This is a genomic window from Collinsella aerofaciens, from assembly GCF_015552075.1.
Classification (GTDB): Bacteria; Actinomycetota; Coriobacteriia; order Coriobacteriales; family Coriobacteriaceae; genus Collinsella; species Collinsella aerofaciens_Y.
This window is the reverse complement of the sequence record NZ_JADNDZ010000087.1, coordinates 18,046-32,757: the sequence shown is the minus strand read 5'-3', so window position 1 is coordinate 32,757 and position 14,712 is coordinate 18,046. Positions and strand designations below refer to the sequence as shown.

Below are 14,712 nucleotides of genomic sequence, written 5' to 3'. Positions count from 1 at the left end.
AGTATACCCGTCAACATATACCGCTCCAGTCGCATTTTTATCAAGCATCGCATCGTCGCGCTACCGCTTGTCGAACAATAGCCGCCCACAGCATGTGCACCCATATATAATTGGGTATTGTTGTTTACACTACCCAGCTGTTATCAACAGCGAACATTAGCCGGCAAAGTAACTCAACAACGCAGCAAGGCGGGGGCCTGGATGCACGCAAAACGCCGAACAACGATACGTGTACACAACGAGCTCGCCCGACGCAATCCGCCCCGACCTCAGAAAGCCGCTTAGAACATGGAAACTGTCAGCCATTACACCGAAACGCTCGAAAAGACCGTCCGCGACCTTCTCGAGCGTCAGGATGATCTGATTAGGACCGCCTTTACCGACCAGCTTACCGGACTTGGCAACCGCGGCGGCTTTGCCCGTTCCCTCGAGGAGCTCTGGGAGCAGGACGCTCCCGTTACCATGGCGTTCATCGATATCGACAATCTCAAGCACTGCAACGATGTCTTTGGCCATGACGAGGGCAACCGCTATATCTTGCAGGTAAGCCTTTATCTCAAGCTGTATATGAAGGTAGACGAGGCGGCATTTCGTCTGGGAGGCGACGAGTTTGCCATCCTATCTACGATTGCGACCGAGGACGACCTCGCCGAACGTCTGGAACACTGCCGAACGATCCTGCTCAAAAACAACGATTCCGAGATGCCCCACTCGTTTAGCTACGGAGTGGCACACGCCGACCCCGCCCTGGGCGAAGCCTCCAATCGCATGACGCTCGATGCCGACCATCGCATGTACGACTACAAGCTACGTCATGCCATGCATCTTGATCGACGTAATATCGCGCAAGTCCACACCGACGACTTCGAAATAAGCGACCGTATTTTCGACGCCTTTTCGATGCTCAACGAAGGCCGCTATTTCTTTATCGAGAACTTGGACAAGGACCGCACCCTTTGGTCGCAAGGTGCCTTGCGCGATCTCGGTCTTCCTTCGGAGCACATAGACAGCTGCCGCGATTTCTGGAAAACGCGTGTCCATCCCGATGACCTCGAGGCCTACGCCAACGACATCAACCAGATCTTTAACGGCTCCAAACACCGCCGCGTCATGCAGTACCGCATGCGCAATGCCGCGGGTGACTACGTTCTCTGCCGTGCTCGCGGGTTTCGCATCGACGGCGACGGAAATGCCCCCTCGCTCTATGTCGGCGAACTTGTCAACCACTCACTTGCCGAGACCGTCGACGCCGCCACGGGCCTCGGAACGCAGCGTATGCTGATCAACGCTATCGATGCCTGCCGCCGCGATCGTTGCGAGACAGGGCTTATAGCGGTGCGCGTTCGTGGCACGACAAAGCTCAACGAGCTCTACGGGGCCGAGGCTGTCGACAACATGCTTGCCGAATACGCAGGCCGCATGCTGTCGATCACCCGCGGCAGGAGCCGGGTCTACCGTTCACGAAGCGTCCAGTTCGTCGTGCTCAGCAACGACTTGGACCACGAGGCATTCGAGCAACTGACCCGCCACCTTAAAGAGGCCGTTTTCGCTCCTGTTCAAATCGCAGGCGACACCATTACTCCCGTCTGCCTTGTCGTCCCGGCCTTTTACGAGCACTTAACCCATCAAGCGACCGCCGTTTTAGGCGAACTCGACCGTCGCCTTCGCACGGCCGGCGGGCTTGTTCCCAACGACAGCCTCCCCATACCCGAGGCGGAGCGCAAAAGCGCCATCGCCGAACGTATCGACTCGCTCACGGGCCTCTATCGACCCAGCGAGTTTATGCGGCGCGCCAACGCATTTCTCGAGGCAAGGCGCGACGACACCTGGTGCATCGCCACCGTCGACATGGGTCACATGCGCCTGTTTAATGAATGGCACGGCCAGGCCGAGGGCGACCGCGTACTCGCCGATGTGGGCACGGTCCTCAAGGACATCGAGAATGCCGATATGGGCGTCGCAGGGTACTGGGGCCAAGATGACTTTTGCGTACTCATCCCCTTTAAGCACATCACCGTCCATCAAATCTACAACCGCGTTCGCGAGGCAGTAGCCAGGCATGATGACGGCGTAGGTTTTTGGCCGTCCATGGGCATTTACCCCATCGACTCCAATGAGGAGATCACCATCGATGCGCAGGCAAAGGCCATGTTTACCAATCGACGCGCCAAAAACGACTTCAAGGAGCGCATTGCTATTTTCCGCCCCGAAGAATATGAACACGAGATTGCGTTCCACCGCACGCTGACCGAGTTCCAGTACGCGCTCTCAAATGGCCGCATCACGTACTACCTGCAGCCCCAGGTCGATATGGAAACCGGCGAGATCATTGGCGCCGAGGCACTTACGCGCTGGATTGACAAGGACGGCTCTCTCATTTCGCCCGCAACGTTTATTCCCGCACTCGAGGAAAGCGGCTTTGTGGTGACGCTCGACAAGTACATTTGGCAGGGTGTCGCCATATGGCTTCGCGGGTGTCTCGATCGCGGTCTTCGCGTGGTTCCGGTCTCGCTTAATGTGTCTCGCGTGGACATTCTTGCCTGCGACGTTGCCGAGCATATGGGGGCGCTTGCCGCCCAATACAACCTGCCGCCCGAGCTCATGCGCATCGAGATCACCGAGACGGCTTATACGGGAGAGTCCGAAGCCGTGGACAAACTGACAGCCGACTTGCACACCCGCGGCTTCTCGACCTATATGGACGATTTTGGCACCGGTCAGTCCACGCTCGCGATGCTCAAGAACGTCAACGTCGACGTCATCAAGCTCGACCGCACCTTTGTGCCCACCGACCGCAATCAAGGCCGCAGCGCGCAGATCGTGTCATCGATGCTCGAGATGGCGCAGTCGCTCCATCTGCCCATTGTAATCGAAGGCGTCGAGACAGATGAGCAGGCGAACATGCTACGCCACATGGGTGCCCGCTACGCTCAGGGCTTCCTCTACTACCGCCCCATGCCGGCGAAGGATTTTGAGGCATTGCTCGATGGTGGCAATAACAACTGATACGCTCGCGCGCAAAACGCCACCGTCGAAGGGGGCATTTGTCTCCATTAGCTAACTTATTACCCCAATTCAAACCGAATTGGGGATATGATACAAACCGTTGTTCCGCCCAAGGAGGTTATCCATCATGAACGAGTCATATCGCCTGGGTGAGCAATCGATTATTGCCTATCTTCAGCGACTTGCGAATGGCATCTCGACCGCCGAACTCGATGTTGCCGCGCTGCCTGCTGAGCTGCGCGCCGTTGGCGAGCAACTGCAAAAGACGCATGCCATCCTGCAACAAGAGCGCCGGCTGCTTGAGAGCAACGCCTATATCGACCCGCTCACCAACTTGGGCAACCGCGGCGGACTCGACCGTCACGTCGAGCAACTCTGGCACAAAGGTGACCCCTTCACCTGCGCCTATATTGACATCGACCATCTCAAACATTGCAATGATAGGTTTGGCCACGCCGAAGGCAATCGCTATATTCTGAGCATCTGCCGCACGCTCTCCGAAACCATGGAGCACGATGAGATGCTGTTCCGCATCGGTGGAGACGAGTTTGTGCTCATCTCGCTCTCCGCAAACGAGACCGAACTCGAGCAGCGCTTGGAGCGGGTACGTGCCGGGCTGATCGAGGCGAGCTCAAGTGGCAAGGCGCCCATGATCGCCAGCTTTAGCTTTGGCTGCTCGCGCGTCGATCCACTTGCCGGCGACACGCGTCGCCAGATGACGATGGATGCCGATCGCAAGATGTATCGCTATAAGCTTATGCATCGTGTACAGCAACCGAAAGACAATGACGCACCACAACGCCCAATCGTCGATCAGCTTCCCCGCAACGACCGGGTGTTCCAAGCGATCTCCATGAGCTCCGAGACGCGCTATCCGTTCATCCTTAACCTCGATAGGGGAGAATCGCAATGGTCGGTTAACGCCGTGCGCGATTTTGACCTGCCCTCCCAGCACCCCTTTAACTCACTCGACATGTGGCTCGCCCGCGTTCATCCCGAGGACCGCGACAACGTACGCGCCGAGCTCGACATGGTGATAAACGGCACGTGGCACTTCCACTACATGCAGTATCGCGTAATGGATGCCACCGGAAAATACGTGCTTTGCGACTGCACAGGTTACCGCTTGGACGGCACCGATACCGAGCCCAGCATGTATGTGGGCACTATCATCAACCGAAGCTTGGCAGATACGACCGACTCGGTAACGGGCCTGGGCGATGTCCACGCGCTGGTCAACGCTATTGGAGAGATGCGCCGCGTGGCGCGCGAGGCAGGCTTTATTGCCATTAAGGTCGACGATATCGCCGAAGTCAATGCCCGCTTTGGATTCGATGCAGGCGACCGCGTGCTCGCCGAAAGTGCCGCCTGCCTCATGGATTGTTCGCGCGGCAAGGGTCGCCTGTTCCGCTCGACGGGACCAATGTTCGTGGCGCTTTTCGATGAGCTCGGCCCCGAGGCAATCGACGAGCTCGCAAACGAAATCGAACGATTCCTGGGTTCTCCCGTGCTCATCGGCTCGCTTGAATATCAGCCGCCCATTCGCGTGGCCACGCTCCATCTGAACAGCGTTGACCGACAGCCCGTTTCCATTTTGAACGAGCTCAAAGCGTTGCTCGGTAAAGCCGTGCAGGTTCCAGGTACCAAACTGGATTAGCACCGCGCCCGCACCGCCTCCCCCATCGTGCGATAATCCTCTGCAGAAGTCACCAACAGCAGAGGGAGTTTGTGATGAAGGTTCTTTTGGTCAATGGCGGTCCCAAGGCAAACGGCAACACCGCCCGCGCACTCGCCGAAGTCGCCGAGCAACTCAACGCCGAGGGTATCGATACCGAGGTGTTCCAGCTGGGCGCCAAGCCCATTCGCGACTGCATTGGCTGTGGCCAGTGCGGCAAGCTCGATTGCCGCTGCACCTTTGACGACGACGTGGTGAACGAGCTGATCGCTGCCGCCGAGCAGGCAGATGGCTTTGTCTTTGGCTCCCCCGTCTACTATGCGCATCCCAGCGGACGCATCCTCTCGGCTCTCGACCGCGCATTCTATGCTGGCAGCAAGGCCTTTGCGCACAAGCCGGGTGCCGCGGTCGCCGTCGCCCGCCGTGGCGGCACGTCGACCACCTTCGATGTACTCAACAAGTACTTCACTATCAACCAGATGCCCGTGGTGGCCTCCACGTACTGGAACAACGTCTTTGGTGCCATGCCGGGCGAGGCCACCCAGGACGCCGAGGGCCTGGCCACCATGCGAAACATCGGCAAAAACATGGCCTGGCTCCTGCGCTGTATCGAGGCAGGACAGGCCGCCGGTATCAACGCACCCGAGGCAGATCGAGCAACGACCAACTTCATTCGATAGAGCGGCGGAGCATGAATATCCAGATTTTTGGAACCAAAAAGTCTTTCGATACCAAGAAGGCCCAGCGCTATTTTAAGGAGCGCCGCATTAAGGTGCAGTTTATTGACCTTAGGGAAAAGGAGATGAGCAAGGGCGAGCTCACGAGCGTGATGCAGGCGGTCGGCGGCATCGACAAGCTGCTCAACCCCAAGGCCAAGGACGAGGAGACGCTCGCGCTCATCCAGCACCTTACCCCTAGCCAGCGCTTCGACAAACTGCTCGAAAACCAGCAGGTTCTAGCCGAACCCATCGTGCGCAACGGCAAAAAGGCCACCGTCGGTTATTGCCCCGATGTATGGGGAGCCTGGGAGTAGCCTGTGTTATTTGCCGGCGCGTGGGTATAAGAGCAGGCGTTTGGCATAAGATTCAACTGTAAGCCATGTCTAACAAAGGAGGGCACATGCCCAACAAACCCGTGAAGATCATCATGCTTACCGGATACCTCGGTGCCGGCAAGACCACGCTGCTCAACCACATCCTCGCTAACGACGGCGGCATCCGCGCCGCCGTGATCGTCAACGATATCGGCGAGATCAATGTCGACGCCAGTCTTATCGCCGACGGCGGCCTTTCCGAGACCGACGACCTCATCCCGCTCACCAACGGCTGCATCTGCTGCACGCTTTCGGACGACCTGGCCAACCAGCTGCAGGGCATTGCCGATTCGGGCAAGTTCGACTACATCATCATCGAGGCATCGGGTATTTGCGAGCCTATCCCCATCGCCTACACCATCTCGAGCTTCTGCGACGAGGCCAAGGTGGGCGGCGAGCCCAAGCTCGCGCTCGACAACATCGTGGCCGTGGTCGACTGCGCCCGCATGTACGACGAGTTCAACGGCGGTCGCGACCTGCTGGCTGAGGATATCGACGAGGACGACATCGAAAGCCTGCTCATCCAGCAAATCGAGTTCTGCTCCACGCTGATCCTTAACAAGACCGATACCGTGACGCCCGAGCAGATCGCCGAGCTCAAGGCCATCGTGCGCAGCCTGCAGAAGGACGCCGTGATCGTCGAGGCCCAAAACGGCGAGGTCCCCATGGAGGAGCTGCTCGATACCGACCGCTTCGACTTTATGCGCGCCTACAACTCCGCCGCCTGGATCGAGGCCATGGAGCATCCCGAGGAGCACGACGACCCCGAAGTGCTCGAGTACGACATCGAGACCTTTGTGTACTCGCGCCGCAAGCCGTTTGACCTGCAGAAGTTCACTGATTTTGTTGAGCAGGAGTGGCCCGACGAGGTCATCCGCGTCAAGGGTCCGCTGTGGCAGACCGGCGATCCGGACATGTGCTACATGTTTGAGCAGGCCGGCCACCAGATGCGCCTGATGGAGAACGGCCTGTTCGTTGACTCCGCGCCCGAGGGCGAGAAGCAGAAGATCATCGACGAGAACCCCGAGATCATGCAAATTTGGGACGACGAGACGGGCGACCGCATGACGAGCCTGTGCATCATCGGCCGTCACATGGACAAGGACGCGCTCATCGCCTCCCTCGATGCCTGCCTGACCGACTGGCACCGCGCCTAGGTTTATCCAAGCGGGCATTTTTCCGCCTATGTAACTGCCAAACCACCACGAAGGTGCCCTTCGTGGTGGTTTTTCGTTCTGAGCCAAGGAGATTCATGTTCAACATTGTGCTGTATGCGCCCGAGATTCCGGCCAATACGGGCAATATCGGCCGCACCTGCGTGGTTACCGGCACCCGCCTGCATCTGGTGGAGCCGCTGGGGTTTTCGCTCGACGACAAGACGGTACGTCGCGCCGGCCTGGGCTACTGGCAAAACTTGGACGTGACGACCTATGCCGGCTGGGAGGACTTCCTTGCGCGCAATGACCTCTCCCCTGCCGACGAACGCCTGCATCTGCTGACCAAAAAGGCACGCCGCACCTATGCGCAGAGTACCTACCGCGATGGCGACTACTTGGTCTTTGGCAGCGAGAGCTCGGGCATTCCCGAGGAGCTACTCGCTGCAGCGCCCACGTGCTGCGAGCGCATCCCGATGCTGCGCGATTGCGATTCGCTTGACAACGCCGAGGCCTGGGAAACCCACGAGGAATCGCTGGGGCATACCGAGGACAGCCACGAGGCCATCCTTCAACAGGACATCTGCGGCAACTTCGTCAATCCGAACGACTACCGCATCAGCGCACTCAACCTCTCCAACAGCGCCGCCATCGTCCTCTACGAGGCTCTGCGCCAAACAGGCTTTCCGGGAATGTGACAAAGGAACTTTCCCTTTGTTACATTCAAGCGCCACGCCGATGGCACGCACGCCTAATTGATGCTCTAGATAAAGAGCCCTCATTTTTAATCAGAATTAACTAAAGTAAAATGAAGTTAAACGGCGGTGTGAAAGGAGAGCCTTGTGAAATACCTCGAAAACCCGTTTACCCCTAGTTTTGGTGAGGTTCCTGCCCATCTCGCTGGCAGACAACAGATTATTCGGGATTTGGACCGTGCCTTCTTGAGCCAGCGCAGGCGCCCAGAATTGACCTCGATCTTCTCGGGCGCGCGTGGAACCGGTAAAACCGCTCTCATGTCGTCGCTCGCGACAAGGGCGGAATCCCACGGCTGGATAGCCGTAAAGACGACCGCGCTCCCGGGAATGCTTGAGGAAATCGAGCTCGGGACGAAACGTGCCGCAGCCCATCTCATCGACTCGTCCACCCACTTCGAAGTCACCGGCCTCGGAATTGCACCGCTCGGCAGCATCGAGGTCAATCGCGTTCACGATGCCTCAACCTGGCGTTATCGCATGAGCGACATCATCGACCAGCTCAACGAGGCGGGCACCGGTCTGCTCGTCACGGTTGACGAGGTGGACCCGACACTCGACGAGATGATTCAGCTTGCAGCGACGTATCAGCACTTTGTGACCGATGGGAAACGCGTCGCCCTGCTCATGGCGGGACTTCCCAACAACGTCTCGACGTTGCTGAACCACAAGACGGTCTCGTTCCTTCGCCGCGCCCAACAATATCATCTGGGTCGCATTGCCGACTATGACGTACGCGAGGCCTTGATTCGCACAATTCAGGAAAACGATCGCCTGGCAGATGCTGAGGGAATCGATAGAGCCGTTCGCTCGATCTCTGGTTTTCCCTTCCTATTGCAACTCGTAGGCTACCGTGCCTGGGATCTCACAAGCGATTCGAAGGAAATCTCGTCACGCGACTTTGACCTGGGAATCAAAATCGCGCGTGACGAGATGGACGACCGAATCCTTGCGGCAACCTATCGGGAACTCACTGCAGAGGACAAGCGATTCCTCATCGCCATGCTCGATGACGAGGAAGAGTCCACCACCGCTGACCTTGTCGAGCGCCTTAAGCGTTCGCCGCAGCAGGTCTCCCGCTACCGACGCCGCATGATAGATGCCGGCATCATTGGAGAACGCGGGCGCGGAATCGTCGCTTTTGAATTGCCATTCTTCCGCGACTATCTCGCCGCTCAGTGCGTGAAATAGGCATCAATGAGGCAAAGGGGCTGTCCCTTTGCCTCATTGTCTATAGGTAGCGACCGGTAATGCTCTTGGAGCAGGCCGCGATGTCGCCTGGCGTACCGGCGCAGACGATTTGCCCGCCGGCGCCACCACCGCCCGGGCCCATGTCGATCACGTAATCGGCGTTACGGATAAGGTCGAGATCGTGCTCGATCACGATAACCGTGGCGCCCTTGGCAACGAGACCGTCAAACACGTTCAGCAGCACCTGAACATCGAGCGGATGTAGTCCAATCGTGGGCTCGTCGAACACGAATACGGCATCATCCTGCACGCGGCCCATCTCGCTCGCAAGCTTAAGACGCTGTGCCTCGCCGCCCGAAAGCGCCGGCGTGGGCTCACCAAGCGTGAGATAGCCCAATCCCAGGTCGTGCAAGGTCTGCAAGCGCGTCTGAACTTTCTTGAGTCCCAGCGTGGCGTCGATAGCCTCGTCCACACTCATGTCCATGAGCTGCGGCAACGTAAGCAGGCTCCCGTCCTTGCCCTCGCGATGGATATGCGAAGCCGCGTCTGCATAACGTGATCCACGACATGCCGGGCAGACGATCTCGACGTCGGGCAAAAACTGCACGTCAAGCGATATCGAGCCCGTGCCATCGCACGTAGGGCAGCGCAAGGCGCCAGTGTTGTAGCTAAAGGCACCCGCCTTGTAGCCGGCTGCTTTGGCCTCGGACGTACGGGCGAAGGCGCGACGCAGCTCGTCATGAATGTCGGCATAAGTCGCCACTGTCGAGCGCACGTTGGCGCCGATAGGCGTAGCGTCAATCAGGTTTGCGCGGGCAATGCCTTCGGCATCGACCCAGCACACATGTTTTGGCAGGCGCTCGCCGGCTGCCTGCGCCTTAAGCGCCGGGATGAGCGTCTCGAGCACCAACGTCGTCTTGCCCGAGCCCGAAACGCCCGTCACCGCGACAAGGCGGCCGCGCGGGATATCGGCTTCGAGCGGCTTGACGGTATGGATGGCATCGGTTGCCATGCGGATGTGGCCCTGGTCGAACATTTCGTCGTCAGTCACCTGCGGACGCAAGCGCTTGGGGTCCGAGCGCAAAAACGGGGCGATGCGGCTGCCCTGCGATTGTTCGAGCTCGTCCACCGTGCCAGCGGCAATCACATTACCGCCGCCTGCTCCGGCAACGGGGCCCATCTCGACCAGATAGTCGGCTTCCGCCAGCACGCGCGTATCGTGGTCGACAACAACCACGGTGTTGCCGTCATCCACCAGATCGCGCATCACGCCTACCAAGCCGTCGACATTGGCAGGATGCAAGCCGATCGAAGGCTCGTCCAGCACATAAAGCACGCCTGTCGATCGGTTGCGCACCACGCGAGCAAGTTGCACGCGCTGGCGCTCACCCGTGGAGAGCGTGGCGCCAGCACGATCGAGCGAAAGGTAATCGAGGCCCAAGTCGACCAGGCGACGGGCCGCGCTCAAAAACGAATCGCAGATATCCGTCGCCATGGGCCGCATCTCGGGCGGCAAGGATGCGGGCACCCCGCGCACCCACTCAATCGCCTCGCCCAGCGTCATGGCCGCCGCCTGCGCCAGATTGATACCGCGCACCTGGGGCTGGCGCGCAGCCTCGGAGAGACGCGTGCCACCGCAATCGCGGCATGCTCCCTCGCGCAAAAAGCGAGCAACGCGTTTTAAGCCCTTATCGTCCTTGACCTTGGCGAGCGCATTCTCAACGGTATAGACGGCGTTGTAATAGGTAAAGTCGAGCGGCGTGGCGCCCTCGCCGTTTTTGGGCACGTAGAGAATGTGTTTTTTAACCGCCGGGCCGTGGAACACGATGTCGCGCTCTTGAGGCGTGAGCTGGTTAAACGGCACGTCGGTACGCACGCCCATCTCGCCTGCCACCTGCTTCATCAGATCCCACATGAGCGTGCCCCAGGGAAGGACCGCACCCTCGTTGATGGTCTTTGACTCATCGGGCACCAGGCTCGCCTCGTCCACCTCGCGCATGACACCGGTGCCACCACAGGTGGGACACGCACCGCCGCTGTTAAAGGCAAGGTCCTCGGCACTCGGCGCGTAGAACTCGCGACCGCATGCAGGGCACGTGAGCGACAGGCCCGCAGCCACGTTAAGGCTCGGCTCCACGCACGCCCCGCAGTGCGGGCACACGTGATGGGCGCAACGGCTAAAGAGCAGACGCAGGCTGTTGTTGAGCTCGGTCATGGTGCCAAAAGTGGAACGCACGCCCGGCACGCTGGGGCGCTGATGCAATGCGAGGGCCGCCGGTACGTGCAATACCTCGTCCACCTGGGCGTGCTCGGCCTGCGTCAGGCGACGTCGAGTATAGGTGCTGAGTGCTTCCAAGTAGCGACGCGAGCCCTCGGCATAAAGAACCCCCAGTGCCAGCGAACTCTTGCCCGAACCCGACACGCCGGCAATACCCACGAGCTTTCCCAGCGGGATATCAATATCGATGTCCTTAAGGTTATGGACACGCGCGCCACGCACCTCGATAGCCTGCGGGCTCATCTTCTGTTCCGTCACCTTTATCACCCTACTCATGCCATAAAACTCGATCGCGAATGTACTCGCCCAGCATGGGCACGGTAAACCGGACGAGACCGTATCCGGCAGCCTCGATGACGCGTTCGCGAATCAGGCTTGCGCGATATTTGCTCGCCCAACTCTGAGTACGGTCGCAGCGCTCAATGATATCCGCCATACGCGTCGGTTTACCCTCGTCAGCAGCCATGGCCTCGATAAAGAGGCGTTGCGGACTGCGCAATCCATAATACAGGGGCGCGTCGACCGCTTCGTAGAACTCGGAGACGGCATCCGCATGGCCATTCTCGACATCGCACCTTTCAATGACCTGAGAGCCACGCCGGACGGCAGAGCGCCACATGTAATAGCCCACCAGCTGAACCATATAGGGATGCCCCATGCTCTTGTGTGCCGCAAGGTCCGCCGTCTCCGCGTCAACGTAAAGACCAGCGTCTTTGACCGTCTGGATATATGAATCGCGCACCTTGGGCAAAGATATCGCCCCCAGCGTACGCTGCTGGGCACGCCGCAAAAACGTTACGCTCGGCTCTTCGAGCAGATCGTCAACCATGCTGGGTAAGCCGGCGAGCACCAGCGCAAGACCGCGCTGATCGCTATCGGACAAGCCCGTGGCATCCTGGTCTCCGAGCACCTGCTGATAGAGAACGGCAAGAGCCGCCAGCTCCTCGATAGACGCAGACTGCGCCTCGTCAATCGCAAACAGTATGCCCTTGCCTGGACCGAGCTTCTTGAGGCGCTCGTTGACCAGCCCTCGTAACGTCTCGCCCTTTGCTCGCGCCGCCTCGACCGACATCCGGCCAAACGACGGCCCGAACTCCATTGACGTCACAACGGGTTTATTCGAGCGAAGCGCGTCGGCTAAGCGGTCGCATAAGCCAAGCGAAGCGGAATCGGAGATAACCGCCCATCCGCGCTCGCTGGCTAGACGTTGCAGCTCCCGCAGGAGAACCGTTTTGCCGCAGCCGCGGTTTCCCGTAATGAGCATGAGCCTACCCGGCGCTCCGGCGCCGTTATCGAGCCCTTCCTCGAAATCTTCGACGACCGACTCGCGACCGATGAGCATCGGAGGCCGCTTGCCAGCCGTGGGCTTAAAGGGATTTGGATTCATGTCGGCCTCCTCGGATCCATAAACCCTGGTAACAGTTATACCAACTTATACCGAGTTATACCAATTAAATGCGGCAAAGAGACTGACCCTCTATCACCTATGGCCGAAAAACTCGGCGTCCGCCGCTCGCCAGGGGCGGAAGGTGGCGGGATCGACCTTTACATGAGCTGCGGCGGGTACGTCGTACCATTTGACCGTGTAGCCGGCGCCGTGAGAGCAAAAGACCGAGTCGGGCGTGTTGGGCAGATCGGCCTCGGGCTCATAGGCGGCCGTCTCGATTACGCACTCGGCATCATGGCAAGGCGCATAGCCGGCGAACTCCAGGTACAGATGCCCACGACCACTCGTGTAGGCAGCCACCTCCAGCGCGTAATCCTGCACCTCGGATGCCGGTACGCGACCCACAAGCGTCGCCCGATCGCCCGCCATCGTCGGTGGCTCGTACTCGGCACCCATGCGCGTGGCATCCGAGAGCGCCCGGCCCACGCACTCCCCCGGCACCTCAACCTCAAAGTGGTACCACGGCTCCAACAGCACCGTCGCGCCGGCCTCACGCGCCTGCATGAGCCCCTGACGAATCGCGCGGTACGTGGCCTGGCGAAAATCGCCGCCCTCGGTGTGTTTGGCATGCGCACGGCCGCCCGTGAGCGTAATGCGCACATCGGTGATGGGCGAGCCGGTCAGCACGCCCAGGTGATCGCGCTCCATGGCGTTGGTGAGTGCCAGACGCTGCCAGTTAAGATCGAGCTCGTCGGTCGAGGTCACGGTGCCAAACTGCACGCCCGAACCCGCCGGCAACGGTTCCAGGCACAGATGCACCTCGGCATAGTGGCGCAGTGGCTCAAAGTGGCCCACGCCCTCGACCGGCTGCGAAATAGTCTCCTTATAGAGAATGCCGCCAGACTCAAACGCAACCGAAAGGCCAAAACGATCGGCCAACACCCGCTGCACGACCTCGAGCTGCACCGCCCCCATGAGCTGCAGATGTATTTGTTCAAGATGCGTGTTCCAGCTTACGCCGAGCATGGGATCTTCGTCCGCCAACTCAGTCAGCGCTTTGAACACCGCGTGGACATCGTGTTCGCCCGGAAGCACCGTATAGGTGAGGACCGGAGCAATGACGGGCGCATCGCCCGCGGGCTCCGCGCCCAGGGCGTCCCCTGGGCGAACGTGCGCAAGACCCGTCACAGCACAAATACCGCCAGCAGCAACTTCTTGGGCAAGCTCATACTTCTCGCCGTTATAGATGCGTACCTGATCGACCTTCTGTTCCCATGCCTCGGCACCGGAACGTCCGTCAATCATCTGCTTGGCATGCAACGTGCCGCCGGTCACTTTAACCCAAGCCAAACGCTCGCCGTGATCCCCGCGGCTGACACGATAGACGCGCGCGGCAAACTCCGGGAGCCACGCCTGTTCGCGCATCAGCGCGCATATGCCATCCAGCAGCTCGTCCACGCCTTGGTCCTTGAGCGCCGAGCCGGCAAAGCAGGGAAAGAGCTTGCGCTCGGCAACCATGCGCGACAGCGTTGCGACAGAAAGCTCGCCCGCTTCAAAAAACTCCTCGAGCGCCGCCTCGTCCAACGCAGCAGCGTCCTCCTGAACGGCGCCGCCCGCCAGCAGTTCGTTGGCATCCAGGCAGCCCTCGGAAAGACGTTGCCTAAGTTGTGCCAGCAAAACATCGCGGCCGGGATTCTCCAAATCGATTTTGTTGATGAAGATGAACGTCGGGATGTCATAGCGCGCAAGCAGGCGCCACAGGGTTTCGGTGTGCCCTTGCACGCCGTCGTTGGCGCCCACAACCAAAATCGCGTAGTCGAGTGCGCGCAGCGTGCGCTCCGCCTCGGCAGAAAAATCGACATGCCCCGGCGCATCCACGAGCATGACGTGGGTATCGCCATGGTCGAGCACGGCCTGCGACGAGAAGATCGTGATGCCGCGCTCGCGCTCGATCGCGTTCGTGTCCAGATGCGAATCGCCATCGTCCACGCGGCCGCGCTTGCGGATGCGACCCGCGTTGAACAGCATGGCCTCGGCCAGCGTGGTCTTGCCAGCATCGACATGCGCCAAGATTCCAACGACCACTTGCTTCGACATGGCTCTCCTCTTATTGCAAGCCCATCGCACGCGGCAACGGGCGTCCTCGTTCCACACTGGATGATACAATTTACGGGCC

General features: G+C 59.7%; 10 protein-coding genes. 7 read left to right on the top strand and 3 right to left on the bottom strand.

The annotated features are described in order from the left end of the window. The first annotated feature begins 288 nt into the window (after positions 1-288). The 7 genes from I2D41_RS06600 (at position 289) to I2D41_RS06570 (ending at position 8,871) form a co-directional block, all read left to right on the top strand. Positions 289-3,006, top strand: coding sequence for a bifunctional diguanylate cyclase/phosphodiesterase (locus I2D41_RS06600; protein WP_195363965.1), 2,718 nt, complete (start codon positions 289-291; stop codon positions 3,004-3,006). Between the two features lie 127 nt (positions 3,007-3,133). Beyond that, positions 3,134-4,663, top strand: a complete 1,530-nt coding sequence (locus tag I2D41_RS06595) for a diguanylate cyclase domain-containing protein (protein WP_195363964.1) — start codon at positions 3,134-3,136, stop codon at positions 4,661-4,663. Positions 4,664-4,737: 74 nt separating this feature from the next. After that, a complete protein-coding gene (locus tag I2D41_RS06590; protein WP_195363963.1) occupies positions 4,738-5,361 on the top strand; it encodes a flavodoxin family protein in 624 nt (207 codons plus the stop codon). Between the two features lie 11 nt (positions 5,362-5,372). Then, on the top strand, positions 5,373-5,714 hold the full coding sequence (locus I2D41_RS06585) for an arsenate reductase family protein (RefSeq protein WP_117769844.1): 342 nt from the start codon (positions 5,373-5,375) through the stop codon (positions 5,712-5,714). 86 nt (positions 5,715-5,800) lie between these two features. Beyond that, positions 5,801-6,931: a GTP-binding protein gene (locus I2D41_RS06580; RefSeq protein ID WP_117635529.1), complete on the top strand. Its 1,131-nt coding sequence runs from the start codon at positions 5,801-5,803 to the stop codon at positions 6,929-6,931. Between the two features lie 95 nt (positions 6,932-7,026). Further along, positions 7,027-7,626, top strand: a complete 600-nt coding sequence (locus I2D41_RS06575) for a tRNA (cytidine(34)-2'-O)-methyltransferase (RefSeq protein WP_117820871.1) — start codon at positions 7,027-7,029, stop codon at positions 7,624-7,626. A gap of 267 nt (positions 7,627-7,893) precedes the next feature. Then, positions 7,894-8,871, top strand: a complete 978-nt coding sequence (locus tag I2D41_RS06570; protein WP_229042214.1) for an ATP-binding protein — start codon at positions 7,894-7,896, stop codon at positions 8,869-8,871. 40 nt (positions 8,872-8,911) lie between these two features. Here the strand turns inward: I2D41_RS06570 and I2D41_RS06565 are convergent, their stop codons facing one another. The 3 genes from I2D41_RS06565 to I2D41_RS06555 form a co-directional block, all read right to left on the bottom strand. Further along, positions 8,912-11,425: an excinuclease ABC subunit UvrA gene (locus I2D41_RS06565; protein ID WP_195363961.1), complete on the bottom strand. Its 2,514-nt coding sequence runs from the start codon at positions 11,423-11,425 to the stop codon at positions 8,912-8,914. Continuing rightward, positions 11,418-12,536: an AAA family ATPase gene (locus tag I2D41_RS06560; RefSeq protein ID WP_195363960.1), complete on the bottom strand. Its 1,119-nt coding sequence runs from the start codon at positions 12,534-12,536 to the stop codon at positions 11,418-11,420. The genes I2D41_RS06565 and I2D41_RS06560 overlap by 8 nt, the downstream gene beginning before the upstream one ends. Before the next feature lie 93 nt (positions 12,537-12,629). Further along, the gene (locus tag I2D41_RS06555) at positions 12,630-14,633 is read right to left on the bottom strand and encodes a GTP-binding protein (protein WP_195363959.1); all 2,004 of its coding nucleotides are present in this window, start codon (positions 14,631-14,633) and stop codon (positions 12,630-12,632) included. Positions 14,634-14,712: the final 79 nt, after the last annotated feature.